The following is an 18,973-nucleotide window of genomic DNA, read 5'->3' on the forward strand; positions in this document are numbered from 1 at the left end:
GAGCGCCGGCTACGAACGGACTCGTATCGATCGGATCGTCGCCCGACAAGGAGGTTGGCCATGCCCAGCACCGCGGACATGCTGTGGTTCAAGACCCGCTTCGCCGCGCGCATCGCGCCCGCGCTGGCCGGCACCCCGCTCACCCTGGACCTGATCACCGCCCTGGCCTGCCAGGAGACCGGCGAGGTCTGGCCGATCCTGCGGCGCAAGTCGATGAGCGAGGAGCGCATACTCGCTCTGTGCGTGGGCGACACGCTGGACGCGAACGCCGGGCGCAGCGCCTTCCCCAAGACCAAGACCGACCTGCTGGGCGTGGCGCGCGGCGAAGCGATGTTCGCGATCGCGCGCAAGGCGCTGGTCGACATGGCCGCGCACATCGAGGCCTACCAGGGCGCGGCATCGCGGCCGAACAAGTTCTGCCACGGCTTCGGCATGTTCCAGCGCGACCTGCAGTTCTTCCGCGACGATCCGGACTACTTCCTCGAACGCCGCTACGAACAATTCGAGCAGACCCTGGCCCTGTGCGTGGACGAGCTCAAGCGCGGACTGCGCAAGCTGCGCCTGCAGGACCGCCCGTCGCTGACCACGATGGAGCTGGCCGCGGTCGCCATCGTCTACAACACCGGCGGCTTCAAGCCCGAACGCGGACTGCGACAGGGCCATTTCGACGGCCAGCGTTTCTATGGCCAGGCGATCTTCGACTTCATCCGCCAGGCCCAGACCGTGGCCGCGCCGGACGCACCGGCGCCGTTGCCGACGCCGCAACCCGGCGAGGCCGCGGTGCCGCCGCCCAGTCCGGTGACCGCCACCGGGCCGTTCTTCCGCGTCGACACCCGCGTATCGACGCTGCGCCTGCGCAGCGAGCCGCGCATCAGCCGGCCCTCCACCGCCAACGTCAAGGGCGAACTGCCCGACGGCCATCCGGTGCGCGCGGTCACCGGCCGCGCCGTCAACGGCTTCATGGAAGTGGAGACCAGCCTGTTCGGCGCCCTGCTGCGCGGCTTCTGTTCCACCGACTTCCTGGTGCGCGACAACGGCATCGACGATATCCCGGTGATCGAACCGGCGCGCACGCCGCCGCGCACCGGTGTGGTCGCCGTGTTGATGCCGCGCCGGCCGGGCACGGTGACGCGGCGCCGCGACGCCGCCGGCGCGCATTCGCTCAACGAGGACGGCCAGCCCGAACGCTCCGGCGCCAACGCGCCGGAACTGCGCGAGGATCTGGGCCGCATCATCGACTGGCTGGCGGTCGACAAGCCCACGCACAAACGTTATCAACCGCATTCGGGCCTGACGTTCTGCAACATCTATGCGCACGACTACTGCCACCTGGCCGGCGTCTACCTGCCGCGGGTGTGGTGGAACGCGCGCGCGATCGAGCGGCTGCGCGCCGGTCAGACCGTGGAGGCGCTGATCGGCAACACCATTTTCGAGATGCGCGCCAACGATCTGTTCCGCTGGCTGCGCGACTTCGGTCCCGAGTTCGGCTGGCGCCAGATCGCCTCGCCGACCCGGCTGCAGGAGGAGGCCAACCAGGGTGCCGTCGCCCTGATCGTGGCGCGGCGCAAGATCGAAGGTAAATCCGGCCACATCCTGCCGGTGGTGCCGGAGACCGAGACCGAGCGCGCGCACCGCACCGCCTCGGGCGAGGTCGATCGGCCGCTGCAGAGCCAGGCCGGCGCCAGCAACTTCCGCTATGGCACCAGCACCGCGAACTGGTGGAAGGACGAGCGCTTCGCCGAAAGCGCGTTCTGGGTTCACGCCTGAGCCCGGCCTCGAGTGACGCCGCGCGGTCGGGGGGCCGCAGGGCGTGACGGCAGGCGGCGCGTCCCACGCCCGCACGGACGGCGTGGGGCGCGCCGGCTAAACCCTGCAACGCATCCACGCATCGCATGACTGCGGACGCGCGCCGGCATCGGCAGCGCGCCGTATCATGATCTCGACCCTGCGTGGAGCAGCGAATGAAGCTTTGGTGGTGGGCGGCGGTGCTGAGCGCCGCATCCATGGTTCCCGCGATCGCGGCGGAACCGACGGCGCAGCGTAACGATCGCGGCGCCTGGCTGATCCGCGACGTGACCGTCATCCCGGCCGACAACGACGAAGTGCTCGCCCATCGCGACGTGCTGGTGCGCGACGGTCGCATCGCGGCCATCTCCGCGCACGGCAAGACGCGGACCCCGCGCGATACGGCGGTGATCGACGGCAGCGGCAAGTTCCTGATCCCCGGCCTGGTCGACGCCCATGTCCACATCGCCACCGAAGGCGCGTTGCGCGACAGCAAGAACCCGCTGCTGTCGGGCCTGGACCCCGGGCCGGACCACGTCTACGACCGGCGCGTGCTGCTGAGCTTCCTCAAGGCCGGAGTGACCGGCGCGGCCAACCTGGGCGGCGGCGTGCAAAGCGACGAGGACCTGCTGTGGCTGCGCGACGAGATCGCCGCCGGCCGCATCGTCGGGCCGCGCCTGTACGTGGCCAAGCGCATCAACGGCCCGCGCGCCGGCGTCGCCTCGCCGCGGCCGGCGGAGGTGCCGGCGTCCAAACCCGCCGCGCCCACCACCGCCGCCGACGGCATCGCCGCGGTGCGCGCCGCGCACGAGCGCGGCTACGACTTCATCAAGCCCTACCAGTTCCTCAACCGCGAGACCTATCGGGCCGTGATCGACGAGAGCCGGCGCCTGGGCATGGCGACGTCCGGCCACCTGCCCGAACTGGGCTGCGGCGTGTGCGCCGACCGCGCGTTCGCGTTCGCCCATCCGATGGACAACATCGCCCACAGCGAGGAGCTGGGACGCTACGGCCGCGAGAGCAATCTGGCGCCGCGCGATATCGACGCGCTTGCCGACCTGGTCGTAGACCGCAAGATCGGCGTCACCCCGACCCTGATCACTCTCAAGCAGATCGTGCACATGTACGTGCAGCGCGAAGTCCCGCCGACGCCCGCGGGCTGGGACGCGTTGGTCGATCCGGTGACGCGCCTGGATTGGGCGCCGGCCGGCAACAATTACCTCAGCGACCGCTTCCGCAATCAGGAAGGCGCCGACACCTTCTCCGCCGGCTACGACTTCTCGCGCCTGCTCACGCGCGAACTGTGGAAGCGCGGCGTGCCGCTGACCGTGGGCACCGACGCCCCGCTGCCGGGCCTGGCCTTCGGCGTATCGGTGCACCAGGAGATGATCGAGCTGCGCGAGGTCGGCCTGTCGCCGCTGGAAGTGCTGCGCGCCGCGTCCGTCAACGCGCACCGCCTGTTCGACCGCCAGGGCGGCAGCGGCGCGGTGCGCAGCGGCGAACGCGCCGATCTGGTGCTGTTGAACGCCGACCCCTTGGCCGACATCCGCAACGTCGCGCGCATCGACGGCGTGTTCGTGCAGGGCCGCTGGCTGCCGGCGGCGCGGATCGAGGCGATGCTGGCCGAATCGGATCAGGCGATGCAGGCGCTGTCGCAGCGCATCCAGACGCGGCAGGCCGAAGCCGCGCGCGCGCAGCCGGCGCCTTGATCAGGCGCGCGCGCGCCGCGTGACCTCGCTGATCGCGGCAATGACCAGGGTCAGCGCGATCGTGGACAGCAGCTGCATGCGCGGGCCCTCGGTGAGCAGGGCCAGCGCGATCACGCCGCCCAGCAGGGCCAGGCCCAGCCAGGTCAGGTAGGGGAAGGCGCTCATCCGGAACGGCAGCGGGGTGCCGGCGCGGTCGGCGCGGCGGCGCAGGATCAGCTGCGAGACCAGCGACATGCCCCACACCAGCAGGCAGGTGGAGCCGACCACGTTCAACAGCGCCGGCAGCACGCGTTCGGGGTACCACAGCTCCAGCAGGGCGGCGAAGAAGCCGAACGCCACGCTGGCCAGCACCGCGGCCATCGGCACCTGGCGGCGGTCGAGGCCGGCCAGCACGCGCGGCGCTTCGCCGCGCTCGGCCAGCGAATGGATCATGCGCGAAGCGCCGTAAAGGTTGGCGTTGAGCGCGGACAACAGGGCGATCACCGCCACCAGGGTGATCGCGGCGGCCGCGCCGGGAATGTTGGCGACCTGCAGCACCGCCGCGAACGGCGACTTCAGCGCGTCGCTGGTCCAGGGCACCACCGCGATGATCACGCTGACCGAGCCGATGTAGAACACCAGGATGCGCCAGGCCACGGTGCGGATGGCGCGGGTGATGCTGCGCACCGGGTCCTGGGTCTCGGCCGCGGCGACGGCGACGATCTCGGTGCCGCCGAAGGCGAAGATCACCACCAGCAGCGCCGCGCCCACGCCGGCCCAGCCCTTGGGCGCGAAGCCGCCGTGGTCGACGAAGTTCGACAGGCCCGGAGATTTCACCTCCGGCAGCCAGCCCAACAGCAGCGCCGCGCCGATCGCGATGAAGGCCAGAATGGCGGCAACCTTGAGGATCGCGAACCAGAATTCGAAGGCGCCGAAATTGCGCACGCCCAGCAGGTTGATCGCGGTGAAGACGATCATGAACAACAGCGACATCATCGCCACCGGCAAACCCGGCCACACCGTCGCCAGCAAGCCGGCCGCGCCCACCGATTCGGCCGCGATCACGATCACCAGCTGCGCCCACCACAACCAGCCCAGGGTGGCGCCGGCGGTCGCGCCCATGGCGTCGGCGGCGTAGACCGAAAACGCGCCGCTGGCCGGCTTGGCCGCGGCCATCTCGCCCAGCGCGCGCATCACGATGATCACCAGCACGCCCGCGATCAGGTAGGACAACAGCACCGCCGGACCGGCCGCCTGGATGCCCACGCCCGAGCCCAGGAACAGACCGGCGCCGATCGCGCTGCCCAGCCCCATCATCACCAGCTGCCGCGGTTTCATCGCAGCGCCTTGTGGCGTTTCGGCGGCGGAGACGGACAGGGCGGTCTGGTTCATCGGGACTTCGGCTGCTGCGGACGAAGGAGGAACGATACAGCAGGGCGGGCCGCGTTGCGGGGCCTCGGCTTTCGCCTCTCCCTTTGGCAAAGGGGGATTGGGGGGCTCTTGGAGCACCCAACCACGCGCTGTGCTTTAGGACTGCAGGCCGGCCGTGGGGTTAGGCAATCCACTCGGGGCGGCGCTTGCTTCCAACGCTTCATCCAACACGTATTCGTACAGCTGCATCCGCAAGCGCATCAGCTGAGCTACGAAGGCGATCAGATAAGCGATCGCCAGAAACAGGCCGATCAGCAACTGCCAGTAAGGCGTTTGCCCCAATTCCAAGAACGCTTTGAGCTGTATGCCCAACGCTATGAGCAGCGGCGCGACACCGAGCTTGTCCACGCCACCGGCCAGAAGCCCCATCTTGGATGCCAGCCGCGCCTGCGTGCGTCGCACAAAGTGCAAGTACTCCCTTAGCGTTTGCTCCGGATAGCGGCTCACCCAAACGACCACTTTGCGGAACTGAACGATGTCGTGATCGAGTTGGACCACTTGCTCGTTGCGCCAGCGCCACAAACTGCGCGGAATGACCCATAAGCAGCGGATGAACTCCGGCGCAGAGCCGATGATCGCCACCATCAAGCCGATCTTGGCCATCGTGACCATCCACATTTGCGGGGCCATGAAGGTAATCAGCAACGACGGCAGCAGGCCGAGGATGATTCCGAAATTGCCGATAATGCTGGCGATGGCGAACGGCCGCGGCGTATCAAGCACACTCGCCGGCCCGTCGGGTAGCGCCCTCAACCGCCGTTCCAACTCCGCGTAGCTGAAGCCCTCTTTCGCCTCGCCCTGCATACGCCTCGTCCCTGCGCTCCCCTCCCCTGGCAGCAGGGTAGCGCGGTTCATAGCGCAATCCCAGCGGCCGCCAGCCCTCATCGAGAGCGGCGGCCGCTATCCTCACTGTGACTGAGCCGGCACCTGCTCCGCCCAACTCTTCACATCGCTGGTGCCGTCCAGGAACGGCAGCACCGTCGGCACCAGGCGCGGCGAGGCGAAGATCTCGTAATGGGTCAGGTCGGGCAGGATCGCGAGGCGGTTCTTGGACAGGTTCTCGCGGCCCCAGCCGGCGTCCTGCAGGCCGCCGCCGAGCAGTTGGTAGAACTGGATCACGTGCTCGGGACGCAGCATGTCGCCGTCGCCGTAGACCAGCATCACCGGCAGCTTGATCTGCTTGACCTCGGCCGACCAGTCGAAGTGGCCGCGCATGAAGTCGCCCAGCATGTCGAGCAGGCGCGGAAACTCGTCCACGTTGGGCGCCACCGCCGCGTAGCTGCGGTACATCGGCGTGTCCTTCATCATCGGCGCCATCGCCGCGGTCAGGCCGTTCTGTTGTTCGCGGATGCCGGAGTAATAGCCCGCATCGGAGAACGAGCCCGACACCAGCACCAGGCGGCGCACGCTGGCCGGCTTCTGGATCGCCATGCGCAGGCCCACGCAGCTGCCCAGCGAATAGCCGACCACATCGACCTGCGGATGCCCCAGCTTGGCGACCAGCGCGGCCATGTCGTCGCCGTTGGCCTGGCAGCTGAAGGGCCGGCTGCCCAGCGGGGTGCGGCCGTGGCCCTGGTAGTCGACCGCGATCACCTGGCGGTGCGCCGCCAGTTGCGACAGCACCGGGCCGAACATGTCGATCGAACCCAGGCCGCCGTGCAGCAGCAGCACCGGCTCGCCCTTGCCGTGGATCTCGTAGTAATAGTCGACGCCGTTGATCTCCTGCCGGCCCTTGCTGACGGCGGCGTTGATGTTGACGGCGGGACGGGTCTGCGCCGCCGTGGCGACGGGCGGCAGCAGCACGGCGGCGGCGGTGCAGGCCCACAGGCCCAGATGGAACAGTTTCATGCTCGGTCTCCGGTGAGGTCCGGCGCCGGAGTGGCGCCGGAGTCTAGGTCTCACTGGAGCGACGAACCGGGGCGGCGCGAATCGACAGGCCCGACGAAAAAATTTTCCGCGGCCCGCTCAGTCCTCCCCGACCAGCCCCGTCTGCAAGGCGCGCTCGCGGTTGAGGAAGATCGCCATCGCGGTGCGCATGCGCAGGAAACCGAGCTTGCGGTAGAAGCCTTCCTTGCCCGGATTGGCGTACAGGATGATCTTGCGATGGCCGGCCGACAGCGTCTTCAGGCGCTCGATGATGGCCTTGCCCAGCCCGCTGCCCTGATAGTCGGGGTGCACGGCGATGTCGCACAGATAGGAGCAGTCCAGCCCGTCGGCGAGCGCGCGGCCGGCGCCGACCAGGCGCTCGCCGTCGTAGACGAAACAGACGTAGCGGCTGTTGCCGAACACGATCGCCAGGTCGCGCGCGGGCTTCTCGCCCAGTGGCGCGATCCGGTACAGCTCGGACAAGACCTCCCAATCGGTAAGCTCGCAGTCCAGTCGCCATTGCATCGCGGTCATGTGATTCGCTCGTGTGGTGGGAAGGGGAGCCCGCGCCGGGCCGGACCGGCTTGGTGCGTCGCCGGCCGATAGCTTAGGCTGGCGCTGGTTCCTTCGACGATCCAGTTTCCATGAGCCTAGTGGAACCAGTTTTCGAGTTCCAGATCGAACTCGACGGCGACGGCGGGCGCCTGCGCCAGCTGCACGAGCAACTGCGCGCGGCGATCCTCGACCAGCGCCTGCGCGCCGGCGTGGAACTGCCCTCGACCCGGCGCGTCGCCGCCGCCTACGGGCTGGCGCGCAACACCGTGATTGCCGCCTACGACCTGCTGGTGGCCGAAGGCTATGTGCGCACGCGCGGCGGCGCCAAGGCGGTGGTCGCTGACTATCGCGCTCACGGCGCCCAGCCCGCGCGCAAGACGGCGCGCGCCGCCCAGGACCGCCTCAATCCGCTGTGGCGGCAAACGCCGGCACGCGCGCGCAATGCCGATGAAACCTGGCTGCCCGGCTTTCACCTGGGCACGCCCGAGCATCGCGAGTTTCCGTTCGAGATCTGGCGCCGGTTGCTGTCGCGGGCCTATCACCCGCGCCACATCGGCGCCTTCGATTACCACGCCCCCTACGGCCGGCCGCGCCTGCGCGCCGCGATCGCGCAGCACGTGTCGTTCGCGCGCGCGGTGGCCTGCGCGCCCGACGACGTGCTGGTGACCTCCGGCGCGCAACAGGCCTTCGACCTGATCGCGCGCGTGCTGGTCACACCCGGCAAGACCCGCGTCGCGGTGGAAGACCCGGGCTATCCGCCGCTGCGCGCCGCGCTGCTCGCCGCGGGCGCGCAGCTGGCGGCGGTGCCGGTGGACGAGGAAGGCCTGTGCGTGGACCGCTTGCCCACGGACGCGAAGCTGATCTGCGTGACGCCGTCGCACCAGTTCCCGACCGGCGTGGCGATGTCGATGGCGCGCCGCGCGGCCCTGCTGGCGCACGCGCGCCGGCACGGCGCGACCATCGTCGAGGACGACTACGACGGCGAATTCCGCTACGGTCCGCGGCCGCTCAATGCATTGCAAACCCTGGACCGCGATGCCAGCGTGCTGTACGTGGGCACCTTCTCCAAGAGCCTGTTCCCGGCGCTGCGCATCGGCTACATCGTCGCGCCGCCCTGGGCGCGCGAAGCCCTGGCCGCGGCCAAGCAATGCGTGGACACCGCGGTCAACGCGCAGCTGCAGGACGCGCTGGCGCAGTTCATCCTGGACGGCCATCTGGTGCGCCACGTGCGGCGCATGCGCAAACGTTATGGCGAACGCCGGCGCGCCATGCTGGACGCGTTCGCCGGCGAGTTGCGGCCGTGGCTGGCGCCGATCCCGTCGGAGGCCGGCATCCACCTGTCGGCGCGCTTCCGCGATCCGGATCAGGGCGGCTGGCTGCTCAGCAAGGCGCGCCAGCACGCGCCCGGCAGCTGCGGCATCGGCGAATTCGCGCTGCGCCCCGATCCCGGCCTGGGCCTGGTGTTCGGCATCGGCGGCATCGAAACGCAGGCGATACGCGACGCGCTGCACACCCTGGCGTTGTCGTTGCGCCGCTGACGCCGCACCGGCCGGCGTAAGCCTTGCGCCGACACTTCGGAATATTCTCAAGCGTAAAACGCGGGCGACACAACGCGCTCCGCATTTCGCAACCGATAGGCGGAGTAGTTCGCATGCGCCGTGTGCGCTTGGTTTTCGCAAGCCGTACGTTACGAGCGCGTGATGCGAAAACGAATGCACGACGAATCCACAATCGGAATCACAGTTCGAATTTCGCGGTGATGGCAACCTGAGCGCGAGTTCGCAGCGAACTCACCGACACGGACGACACCATTGCACCGGAGGCGGCAGGCAGCCGCAGCCACTCCGGCTATGCGCACAAGGAGCAGTGCGATGAACGATGCGCGTGCAGTCTCGTTGCCGCTGTCCGTGGCCCAGCTCGGACTGTGGTTCAGCCAGAAGATCGCCGGGCCGGGCGCTAACTTCAATCTCGCCGAAGCCATCGAGATCAACGGCTGGATCGACCCGGGCCTGTTCCTGCGTGCGCTGCGCCAGGTGTCGTCCGAGGCCGATGCGGTGCGCGTGCGCCTGATCGACATCGACGGCGTTCCGCGCCAGCGCGTGGTCGGCACGCGCATCGACGCCTTCCCCTACTTCGACTACAGCGACCAGGCCGATCCCGCCGCCGCCGCCGAGGCCTGGATGCGCAGCGAGTTGCGCGCGCAGGCCGACCTGGACGACAGCCCGCTGTGGGTGTGCGCGCTGTTCAAGCTCGCCGACGAACGCCACGTCTGGTACCACCGCGCGCACCACATCGTGCTGGACGGCTACGCGGGCGGCCTGATCGCGCGACGCGTGGCCGAGATCTACTCCGCCTACGCGCTCAACCGCGAACCCGAGCCCGCCGGCTTCCATACGCTGGCCTCGTTGCTGGAAGCCGAGGACGGCTACCGCGCCTCCGACCGCTGCCGGCGCGACCGCGAGTACTGGCACGAACAACTGGCCGAGCTGCCCGAACCGGTAACGCTGTCGCGGCGCAGCGCGCGCGGCGACGGCGGCCTGCGGCGCGCCACCGGATTCCTGAGCGCCGACAGCAGCCGGCGCCTGCGCGAGCTGGGCAGGCAGTGCGCGGCCAGTCTGCCGCAGGTGTTGATCGCGCTGGTCGCCGCTTATTACTACCGCGCCACCGGCGCCGCCGACCTGGTGCTAGGCATGCCGGTCAGCGGCCGCGTCAATCATCAGCTGCGGCATACGCCGGGCATGCTCGCCAACGCCGTGCTGCTGCGTTTGCGCATGTCGCCCACGCAGACCGTTGCCGAACTCATCGCCCAGGTCGCGCGCGTGGTCGCGCAGGCCCTGCGCCACCAACGCTACCGCTACGAGGATCTGCGCCGCGAACTCGGCCTGGTCGGCCAGGGCCAGCGCGTGGCCTGGCTGGGCGTGAACATCGAACCCTTCGACTACGCGCTGGATTTCGGCGGCGCCAGCGGCGAGCCGCGCAACCTGTCCAACGGAACCGCCGAAGACCTGACCGTGTTCGTCTACGACCGCGGCGACGACAGCGGCCTGCGCTTCGACTTCGATGCCAACCCGGCCTTGTACGACGACGCCGAACTGGCCGAGCACTGTCGCCGCCTGCAGCGGCTGATCGATGCCGCCCTCGACGATCCGGCCGCCAGGCTGTGCGCCATCGACGTACTGGGCGAGGACGAACGCGGGCGCCTGCTGCGGCAAGGCAACGGCACCGCGGCGCCGCTGCCGACCGCGACCGTGCCGGCCTTGTTCGCCGAGCAGGCCTGGCGCAGCCCGGAGGCGATCGCGGTCTGCCACGGCGAACGCCGCCTGAGCTATCGCGAGCTGCACGTGCGCAGCCTGCACGAGGCCAACCGACTGATCGAGTGCGGCGTCACCCCGGGCGGCATCGTCGCGATGGCGCTGCCGCGCGACGAGAACCTGCTGGTGGCGATGCTGGCGATCGGATTCGCGGGCGCGGCCTACCTGCCCCTGGATCCGGACGCGCCCGACGAGCGCATCGCGCAGATGCTGGAGGACGCCGCGCCGACCCTGCTGCTGACCTCGCCCACACTGGCACCGCGCCTGGCGCGACTGGGCACGCCGGTGACGACGCTGGCGCCGGATGCGCGCGCCTATGCGATCAGCGCGCCGCGCGCCTTCGACTTGTCCACGTTGCAGGCGCGCGCGTACGTGCTCTACACCTCCGGTTCCACCGGACGGCCCAAGGGCGTGGAGGTCGGTCACGACAACCTGAGCAATCTGCTGGAGGCGATGCGCCGCCAGCTGCGGCCGTTGGCCGCCGACCGCTTCCTCGCGGTCAGCACGGTGATCTTCGACGTCGCGGCGCTGGAACTGTTCCTGCCGCTGATCGTCGGCGCACGCACGGTGATCGCCGGCGCCGACATCGTGCGCGATCCGCCGCGCCTGGCCGCGCTGATCCGCGAGCACGGCATCGGCTACATGCAGGCCACGCCCTCGCTATGGCGCATGCTGCTGTCCAGCGGCGACACCGATCTGTCGGGCGTGCATGCGCTGGCGGCCGGCGAGGCCTTGCCGGGCGAACTCGCGCAGCGCCTGGCCGGGCTCGCCGACCGCGTCAGCAATCTCTACGGCCCCACCGAGACCAGCGTCTACTCCACCGCGATCGAACTGTCGGCGACGGACCTGGCGGCGCCGCCGATCGGCCGGCCCCTGCTCAACACGCGTGTGTACGTGCTCGACGACAGCGGCGGGCTGGTGCCCGGCGGTTGTCCGGGCGAGCTGTACATCGCCGGCGCCGGCGTCGCCCGCGGCTATCTCAACCGGCCCGAGCTCACCGCGCAGCGCTTCCTGCCCGACCCCTTCGACGCACGGGGCGGCCGCATGTACCGCAGCGGCGACCGCGTGCGCTGGCGCGAGGACGGCGTGCTCGAGTACCTGGGCCGCAACGATCAGCAGATCAAGATCCGCGGCATCCGCGTCGAGCCGGGCGAGATCGAAAGCCAGCTGATGCGGCACGCGGCGGTCGCCGAGGCCGCGGTCGTCGCCGAGGCGACCGGCGGCGAGGGCGGCATGCGCCTGCTCGCCTACCTGGTGCCCCGCGCGGGCGCCGCGATCGATACCGACGCGCTACGCCGCCACCTCGCCCAATCCTTGCCCGACTACATGATGCCCAGCGCCCTGATGGCGCTGCCGGCCTTGCCGCTGACGCCCAGCGGCAAGCTGGACCGCAAGGCGCTGCCCGCCCCGCAGCGCGGCGAGCGCAACGGTTTCGTCGCTCCGCGCACGGCCGAGGAGCGCAAACTCGCGGCGATCTGGAAGGAGCTGTTGGGGCTGCCGCGCATCGGCGTCCACGACAACTTCTTCGAGCTGGGCGGCGATTCCCTGATCGCCGCCCAGCTGATCGCGCGTTTGCCCGAACGCTTCGGCAAGCGCCTGCCGGTGGCCAGCCTGTTCGAGGCGTCGACCATCGCCGGACTGGCCGCGCTGCTGGCGCGCACCGACCACGAACACGGCGATCCCTTGGGCGCGATGCTGACCCTTCGCGCGGCGCCGCCCGGTCGCGCGGCGCCGCTGCGTCCCTTGTTTTGCATCCATCCCATCGCCGGACTCAGCCTGGGCTATTCCGGCCTGCTGCGGCATCTGGACCCGGCCCTGCCGGTGTACGGCCTGCAGTCGCGCGGCCTGCGCGGCCTGGACCGCTTGCCGGACAGCATCGACGACATCGCCGACGACTACCTGGCGCAGATCCGGCGGCTGCAACCGCAAGGCCCGTACCGCCTGCTCGGGCGTTCGCTGGGCGGGCTGATCGGCCACGCCATCGCCGCGCGGCTGCACGAGCAGGGCGAACGCGTGGAACTGCTGGCGATGATCGACAGTTATCTGTTCGCGCCCGCAGCGCCCGCCCGCGATCCGGCGCAGGAGGCGCGTGCCGCCTTGGACTTCCTGGGCATCGCCACCGGCCCCGGCCCGGCGCCGGGCAGCCTGGACGAACTCGCGCCGGCGCTGCTCGCCCACAACGTCCGCTCCATGCCGCTGTTGCGCGAAATCGCGCGCGATCATCCGCGCTTCGTCGAACACGCCTTCGCGGTAATGCGCAACAACCTCGCGCTCGCGCGCCGGCACGCGCCGCGGCGGCTGGACCTGGACCTGGTGTATTTCCACGCCAACCAGCGCCTGGGCGATCCCTCGGCGCTGATCGAACACGATCCCGAAACCTGGCGACCCTACGTCGGCGGCCGTTTCGAACTGCACGCGCTGGACTGCCATCACGAGGCAGTGCTCGACGCCCAACCCGCCGCGCGCATCGGCCGCGTGCTCAGACAGCACCTGGCCCTGCTGCAGCCCGCGTCCGTCAGCGCAGCCGACGACGACCTGGAACGCTGGGCGGTCGCACATGCCTGATGCCGCCTCCAGCGCCACGCGCCCGATCGCGATCTTCACCATCGGCACGCTGGGCGATGTACTGCCCTGCGTCGCCCTGGGCCAGGGCCTGCAGCGCGCGGGCTATCCGGTGCGCATCGCCACCAGCGCCAACTTCGCGCCGCTGGTGCGCGAGGCCGGCCTGGAGCATTACCCGCTGACCGCGGATTTTCAGGCCATGCTGGAAGCCGACCGCAGCATCGCCGACCGCGGCCTCAACCTGTACGCGATGGCGCGCACCTTCCGCGCGCGCTATGCCGACTGGGCCCGCCACTGGACCGCCGAAGGCCTGGCCGCCAGCGACGGCGCCGGCCTGCTGATCGGGGTCAGCAACGCGATCCAGTTGGCCAAGGCCTTGTCCGAGGCGCGCGGCCTGCCGTTCGCGATCGCGCGCCTGCAACCGCTGACGCCGTCGCGGATCCTGCCGCCGATGGTGATGGCCGGCGCGCGCGAGCGGCTGCCAGGCGCGCTCAGCCTGGGCTTGTACAAACTGATCCATCTGCTGGTCTGGTACGTGATGAAGCCGGCGATCAACGATCTGGTGCGGCCGCAGCTGGGCCTGGCGCGCTTCCCCTGGCACGGCCCGCACCTGGGCCGCAACGCGCAGCAGGAAAAGACCCTCAACGGCTACAGCCCCAGCCTGCTGCCGCGTCCGGCCGACTGGCCGGCGAGTTCGCAGATCACCGGCTACTGGTTCGCGCAAGCCAGCGCGTGGCAGCCCAGCGAGGGCTTGCGCCGTTTTCTGGCCGATGGCGACAAGCCGGTCTATGTCGGCTTCGGCAGCATGGTCAACGGCGATGCGGCGGCGTTCACCCGCACCGTGCTGGACGCGCTCGCGCGCAGCGGCTTGCGCGCGGTGCTGGCGACCGGCTGGGGCGGCCTGGACGGCGAGGAAGGGCAACGCGACGAACGCAGCTACGTGTTGCGCCAGGCGCCGCACGACGCCTTGTTTCCGCACATGTGCGCGGCGGTGCACCACGGCGGCGCGGGCACTACCGCCGCGGCGGTGCGTGCCGGCATTCCCTCGGTGGTGGTGCCGTTCTACGGCGACCAGCCGTTCTGGGCGCGCTGCCTGCATGCGCGCGGTGTGGCACCGCCGGCGGTACCGCGCAAGCCGCTGGATGCCGCGCGCCTGGCCGCCGCCATCGTGGCCACGCAGGCATCGGCGATGCGCGAGGCCGCGGCGCAGTTGGGCCGCACGGTGCGCGCCGAAGACGGCATCGGCGCGGCGCTGTCGCAATTGCTGGACTGGGGCCTGCTGGCGCCGCTCGGCGACCGGCACGCCGATCCGGTCCGGCCGCGGGCGCGATCGCTGTGGAGCGTGGCATGAACGTAGCGCCTGGCCGCCCGCTGGCCCTGTTCGAGCGCGCGCTGTACGGCGACGGGCTGTGGCCCGGCAACGTCGGCGTAACCGCCTGCATCGACGGCACGATCGCGCACGCGGCCCTGCAGCGCGCGCTGGCGCTGGCGCAGGCGCGCCATCCGCTGCTGCGCTGCCTGGTGGTGGAACGCCAGGGGCGGCCGTGGTTCGAATTGCAGGACAGGCCGCCGCCGATCCCGCTGCGCGTGCTCGAACGCCGCGGCGAAGAGGATTGGGTGGCGCTGTCGGCGCAGGAACTGCAGCGCTGCTTCGACGGCCGCCGCGAGCCGCTGGCGCGGCTGCTGTGGCTGCGCGGCGAGACGCGCAGCGAACTGGTGCTGGTCTGCCATCACGCGATTTGCGACGGCCGCGCGCTGAGCCATCTGCTGGGCGAACTTCTGCATTGGTGCGAGGCGCCGGAGCGCAGCGTCGAGACGCGTCACGCCCTGCCCAGCTTCAGCGAACTGCTGCCGGCGATCGTGCGCACCGACCCCGGCCTGCAACGCAGCATCCGCTGGCGCGCCGCGGCGCTGTCGCTGGCGCTGCGATGGCTGGTGCGCGACCGGCCGGCGCAGCACTACGGCGCGATCTACCGCGAGCTGTGGACCTTGGACGAGGCCGCGACCCGGCGCCTGTCCGAGCTGTGCCGCGCGCAACGCGTGAGCGCCTACGTCGCCATCAGCCTGGCCTTCGTGCTGGCGTTCCGATCGGTCTGCGGGCCGCGCCGCATCCAGCGCTTCGTGGCGCCGGTGGACATGCGCAGCCTGGTGACCGGCATCGGCGAAGGCGACCTGTTCGGCATCGCGCCCACGGTCGAACTGCGCCCCGGCAAGACCGACGCGGGCACCGCCGCGCCAGCCGCGTTCTGGGAACGCGCACGCGCGCTGCAGGCCGACCTGCAGGACAAGATCGAAGCGCTGCCGCCCAAGGTCTACCGCAACTTCCTCGGCCTGGAGCGCCTGCACCACGTGTTCGAGCGCATGGTCGTGTACGCGCGCTCGCGCCGCGAGGGTCGCCAGCTCACGCTGAGCAACCTGGGCCGGCTGTCGCTGGCGCAGGACTACCGCGGCTTCCATCTGCGCGCGGTGCGCGGCATCTCCGGCGTGGTCGGCGCCACGCCCGCGCACCAGGTGGTGATCTCGCGCTATGCCGGCCGCTACGACTTCGCGCTGGCCTCCGACGAGGAATCCCTGCCGCGCGCACAGGCGCAGCGCATCCGCGAGCACGCCATGGAGCTGCTGCTGGCGCTGACCGCCGAGCAGCCGCAGCCCGGCACCGCCGCCCCCTCCGTTCCCGCCGCCTCGGTGAGCCCCGCATGAAGCGCTACGGCCTGATCTTCGTGCTGTACCAGCCCGACGCCGAGTTCGTCGACAACCTGCGGCGCGCGCGCGCGATCTGCAGCGATCTGATCGCGGTCGACAACACGCCCGATCCCGACCCGAACCTGCACGCCGTCCTGCATGCCGAGCGCATCGACGTGCTGGTCAACCGCAACCGCGGCGGACTGGCGGGCGCCTACAACCGCGGCGCCGAGGTGCTGCTGGCGCGCGGCTGCGAGGTGATCTTCCTGCTCGACCAGGATTCCAAGATCGAGGCCTCGTTCTTCGAATCGATGATGCAGGCCAGCGCCGGACTGGACGGCGACGGCTTCGTGCTGGGCCCGCGCGTGTACGAGATCAATCTGGGCAAGTACATGCCGACGTTTCCGCCCGGCCGCCGCTTTCCCAAGCCCAGGCGCATGACCGACGCGGACCGCGGCCTGTTCCCCACCTTGTTCGTGATCTCTTCCGGCTCGGCGATTTCCGCGCAGGCCTATCGCAGGCTGGGCGCGTTTCGCGAGGACTATTTCATCGAGTACATCGACATCGAGTACGGCCTGCGCGCATCCAGCCAGGGCGTGCCGGTATACGTGAACGCCGACGTGACCATGCGCCAGACCACCGGCCAGATCCGCCGTCACGGCAAACTCCACACCACCCACCACGTCGCCTGGCGCCGCTACTACGGCGCGCGTAACGCGGTGCATTGCCTGCACCTGTACAAGGCGCACTGGGGCCTGCACTGGCTCAGCGCCGCGCTGGCGCTGCACCAGGGCCTGTGCGTGGCGCTGTTCGAGCCGGACAAGCGGCGCAAGCTGCTCGCCATCGCTTGCGGTTATTGGGACGGCCGCCGCGGCCGGCTGGGGCGGTTCGAGCGATTGCATCCGCGCTTGCACGCCTATTGCAGCGGCCAGGCGCGCGCCGCCGCCGCGTCCGGCGTCAAGCCCGAGGCGCTGCCCGGAGACGCCTCATGAGCCGCCCGCTGTCCACCATCGAGCATCTGATCGACGGCTGCATCGTGTACGCGATCCGGCTGGAGGGCGAGATCGACGAAACCCGCCTGCGCGCGGCGCTCGCGCGCGTGCAGGCCAAGCATCCGGCCCTGCGCGCCACCCTGCGGGCGCACGGCGCGGGGCTGCGCTATGTCGACGACAGCGCCGGCCCGATTCCGCTGCGCGTCGCGCCCCTGCGCGGCGACGACGACAGCCGGCGCGAGGCCGACCTGGAGCTGGAAACGCCGTTCGCCTGCGGATGCGCGCAATTGCGGCTGGTCTGGCTGCACGGCGTGGGCCGCCACGAACTGCTGTTCGCGGCCTCGCACCGCATCTGCGACGGCATGAGCCTGCTGATCGTCGCGCGCGAGACCCTCAAGGCGCTGCACGACGCATCGCCGCTGCTGCCGTATGCGGCGCTGACCGCCCGCGACATCGTCGGCGACTACCGCCCCGAGCACCCGCGCCGCCGGCGCTGGACCGCGCGCGCGATTGGCCTGCTGCTGCGGCTGCTGCCGCCGATGGCCGCGCCGGTCAACCGCGAACACCATGTGGAATGGAGCGCCGGCCCGGTGCTGTCCAGCGCATTGCGCCAGCGCTGCAAGCGCGAGCAAGTGTCGGTGCATGCGGCGCTGCTGGTCGCGCTGGACGAGGCGTTGCTGACCGCGTTGGGCCGCGAGCAGGTGCCGGCCTGGATCGAGAGCCCGATGGACGGCCGCCGCGGCCGCGTGCCGGCACTGGCCGACGACCGCCTGTTCTACGGCGGCGGCGGGCTCAAGTTCCGCACCGGCCAGGACAACGGCAGGGATTATTGGGAGCGCGTGCGCGGCGCTCACGACTCGATGCAGGCCCAGATCGAACGCGAGAGCCGCGAGATCCCCAGCCGCTACCACTTCTGCGACCTGATCCGGCCGCCTGCGGCCTCGCAGTTGAACGCGCTGGTGCGCTTGGGCAATGTGCTGGGGCTGAAAGGCAGCTGGAACCGCATCACCCTGTCCAACCTGGGTCAGATCGACCTGGTCGGCGACGAGGCGCCGTTCCGGCTCGAGGATTTCCGCCTGTACGTGCACTCGCATTCGGTACACGCGCTGGGCTTGCTGGTGTACGCGCTGCACGGGCAGATCCGCTTCTACTTCATGGGCGACCGCTCCTGTATCGAGTTCGACCGCATCCAGGCCCTGCGCGACGCGTTCATGGCCGTGCTGGCGGCGCAGGTGGAGCGGGTGCAGGCCGCGGCGGTGCCGCTCGTGCAGGTGGGCGACGCGACCTGCGCGGGCTGAGCCCATGGTCCAGGCGCGAACGCGGGCGAGTTCCGCTACGCTGTCGCCATCACGGAACGGATCGCGACGATGGCGCTCGTGCTCTACCAGCATCCCCTGGCGTCGTTCTGCCACAAGGTCCTGATCGCGTTGTACGAGAACGGGACTGAGTTCGAGCCGCGCCTGATCGAACGCGCCGCGGCCGACGAACATGCGCGCTTCCTGGACCTGTGGCCGGTCGGCAAGATGCCGGTGCTGCGCGACGAAGCGCGCGACGTCACGGTGCCGGAAACCAGCATCATCATCGAGTACCTGGACCGTCACTACCCGGGGCCGCGGCCGTTGCTGCCCGTCGACCCGGACGCCAATCTCGACTCGCGGCTGTGGGACCGCTTCTTCGATCTGTACGTCAGCGTGCCGATGCAGAAGATCGTGCTGGACCGCCTGCGCGGCGAGGACGAGCGCGACCCGCGCGGCGTGGCCGATGCCTATACGGGCTTGGGCATCGCCTACGGCATGATCGAGCGCCGCCTGGCCGACCGCGAATGGGCCGGCGGCGACCGCTTCGGCCTGGCCGACTGCTCGGCCGCGCCGGCCCTGTTCTATGCCGGCATCCTGAGCCCGTTCGGCGATGCCTATCCGCGGCTGTCGGCCTACTTCGAGCGCCTGCTGCAGCGCGACTCGTACCGGCGCGTGCTGGCGCAGGCACGGCCCTATTTCCAGCTGTTTCCCTACTACGAGCGCATGCCGGCGCGGTTCCTGACCGGCGATTGACGCGTCGTCGGGCCATGACTTCGTAAGTATGACCTCGCAGGCATGACCTC

General features: G+C 70.3%; 13 protein-coding genes. 9 read left to right on the forward strand and 4 right to left on the reverse strand.

Features of this window, described 5'->3' with window-relative positions; genetic code table 11:
- Nucleotides 1–60 precede the first annotated feature (60 nt).
- Both LVB77_RS19560 and LVB77_RS19565 read left to right on the forward strand, forming a co-directional pair.
- Nucleotides 61–1,767 carry a hypothetical protein gene (locus tag LVB77_RS19560; RefSeq protein WP_232907865.1) on the forward strand — a complete coding sequence of 569 codons (1,707 nt, stop codon included), beginning with the start codon at nt 61–63 and terminating at the stop codon, nt 1,765–1,767.
- Between the two features lie 194 nt (nt 1,768–1,961).
- Nucleotides 1,962–3,494: an amidohydrolase family protein gene (locus LVB77_RS19565; RefSeq protein WP_232907866.1), complete on the forward strand. Its 1,533-nt coding sequence runs from the start codon at nt 1,962–1,964 to the stop codon at nt 3,492–3,494.
- On the opposite strand, the gene LVB77_RS19570 is transcribed toward LVB77_RS19565, so the two are convergent.
- From LVB77_RS19570 to LVB77_RS19585, 4 genes are all read right to left on the reverse strand, one after another.
- Nucleotides 3,495–4,865 (reverse strand): amino acid permease, encoded by a 1,371-nt coding sequence (locus tag LVB77_RS19570; RefSeq protein ID WP_232907867.1) that lies wholly within the window; start codon nt 4,863–4,865, stop codon nt 3,495–3,497.
- Between the two features lie 135 nt (nt 4,866–5,000).
- Nucleotides 5,001–5,759, reverse strand: a complete 759-nt coding sequence (locus tag LVB77_RS19575) for a hypothetical protein (protein WP_232907868.1) — start codon at nt 5,757–5,759, stop codon at nt 5,001–5,003.
- A 51-nt stretch (nt 5,760–5,810) separates the two neighbouring features.
- Nucleotides 5,811–6,752 (reverse strand): alpha/beta hydrolase, encoded by a 942-nt coding sequence (locus LVB77_RS19580; protein ID WP_232907869.1) that lies wholly within the window; start codon nt 6,750–6,752, stop codon nt 5,811–5,813.
- 117 nt (nt 6,753–6,869) lie between these two features.
- Entirely contained in the window at nt 6,870–7,304 is a 435-nt protein-coding gene (locus LVB77_RS19585) for a GNAT family N-acetyltransferase (RefSeq protein WP_232907870.1), read from the reverse strand.
- Nucleotides 7,305–7,414: 110 nt separating this feature from the next.
- On the opposite strand from LVB77_RS19585, the gene LVB77_RS19590 reads away from it, so the two are divergent.
- The 7 genes from LVB77_RS19590 (at nt 7,415) to LVB77_RS19620 (ending at nt 18,923) form a co-directional block, all read left to right on the forward strand.
- Nucleotides 7,415–8,863, forward strand: a complete 1,449-nt coding sequence (locus tag LVB77_RS19590; protein ID WP_232907871.1) for a PLP-dependent aminotransferase family protein — start codon at nt 7,415–7,417, stop codon at nt 8,861–8,863.
- A 333-nt stretch (nt 8,864–9,196) separates the two neighbouring features.
- Nucleotides 9,197–13,201, forward strand: a complete 4,005-nt coding sequence (locus tag LVB77_RS19595; RefSeq protein ID WP_232907872.1) for a non-ribosomal peptide synthetase — start codon at nt 9,197–9,199, stop codon at nt 13,199–13,201.
- Entirely contained in the window at nt 13,194–14,549 is a 1,356-nt protein-coding gene (locus tag LVB77_RS19600) for a glycosyltransferase (protein WP_232907873.1), read from the forward strand. Before LVB77_RS19595 ends, LVB77_RS19600 begins: the two co-directional genes overlap by 8 nt.
- Nucleotides 14,546–15,898, forward strand: a complete 1,353-nt coding sequence (locus LVB77_RS19605) for a condensation domain-containing protein (protein WP_232907874.1) — start codon at nt 14,546–14,548, stop codon at nt 15,896–15,898. The genes LVB77_RS19600 and LVB77_RS19605 overlap by 4 nt, the downstream gene beginning before the upstream one ends.
- Nucleotides 15,895–16,872, forward strand: coding sequence for a glycosyltransferase (locus LVB77_RS19610; RefSeq protein WP_232907875.1), 978 nt, complete (start codon nt 15,895–15,897; stop codon nt 16,870–16,872). The genes LVB77_RS19605 and LVB77_RS19610 overlap by 4 nt, the downstream gene beginning before the upstream one ends.
- Nucleotides 16,869–18,170: a condensation domain-containing protein gene (locus LVB77_RS19615; protein ID WP_232907876.1), complete on the forward strand. Its 1,302-nt coding sequence runs from the start codon at nt 16,869–16,871 to the stop codon at nt 18,168–18,170. Before LVB77_RS19610 ends, LVB77_RS19615 begins: the two co-directional genes overlap by 4 nt.
- Before the next feature lie 69 nt (nt 18,171–18,239).
- Nucleotides 18,240–18,923, forward strand: coding sequence for a glutathione S-transferase family protein (locus LVB77_RS19620; RefSeq protein ID WP_232907877.1), 684 nt, complete (start codon nt 18,240–18,242; stop codon nt 18,921–18,923).
- The last annotated feature ends 50 nt before the right edge of the window (nt 18,924–18,973 follow it).

It is taken from the genome of Lysobacter sp. 5GHs7-4, assembly GCF_021284765.1.
Taxonomy (GTDB): Bacteria; Pseudomonadota; Gammaproteobacteria; order Xanthomonadales; family Xanthomonadaceae; genus Lysobacter.

Coding starts and splice junctions, on each gene's coding strand:
- LVB77_RS19605 (WP_232907874.1), top strand. CDS start 14,546: ATGAACGTAGCGCCTGGCCGCCCGCTGGCCCTGTTCGAGCGCGCGCTG.
- LVB77_RS19610 (WP_232907875.1), top strand. CDS start 15,895: ATGAAGCGCTACGGCCTGATCTTCGTGCTGTACCAGCCCGACGCCGAG.
- LVB77_RS19590 (WP_232907871.1), top strand. CDS start 7,415: ATGAGCCTAGTGGAACCAGTTTTCGAGTTCCAGATCGAACTCGACGGC.
- LVB77_RS19595 (WP_232907872.1), top strand. CDS start 9,197: ATGAACGATGCGCGTGCAGTCTCGTTGCCGCTGTCCGTGGCCCAGCTC.
- LVB77_RS19600 (WP_232907873.1), top strand. CDS start 13,194: ATGCCTGATGCCGCCTCCAGCGCCACGCGCCCGATCGCGATCTTCACC.
- LVB77_RS19560 (WP_232907865.1), top strand. CDS start 61: ATGCCCAGCACCGCGGACATGCTGTGGTTCAAGACCCGCTTCGCCGCG.
- LVB77_RS19565 (WP_232907866.1), top strand. CDS start 1,962: ATGAAGCTTTGGTGGTGGGCGGCGGTGCTGAGCGCCGCATCCATGGTT.
- LVB77_RS19580 (WP_232907869.1), bottom strand. CDS start 6,752: ATGAAACTGTTCCATCTGGGCCTGTGGGCCTGCACCGCCGCCGCCGTG.
- LVB77_RS19585 (WP_232907870.1), bottom strand. CDS start 7,304: ATGACCGCGATGCAATGGCGACTGGACTGCGAGCTTACCGATTGGGAG.
- LVB77_RS19570 (WP_232907867.1), bottom strand. CDS start 4,865: ATGAACCAGACCGCCCTGTCCGTCTCCGCCGCCGAAACGCCACAAGGC.
- LVB77_RS19575 (WP_232907868.1), bottom strand. CDS start 5,759: ATGAACCGCGCTACCCTGCTGCCAGGGGAGGGGAGCGCAGGGACGAGG.
- LVB77_RS19615 (WP_232907876.1), top strand. CDS start 16,869: ATGAGCCGCCCGCTGTCCACCATCGAGCATCTGATCGACGGCTGCATC.
- LVB77_RS19620 (WP_232907877.1), top strand. CDS start 18,240: ATGGCGCTCGTGCTCTACCAGCATCCCCTGGCGTCGTTCTGCCACAAG.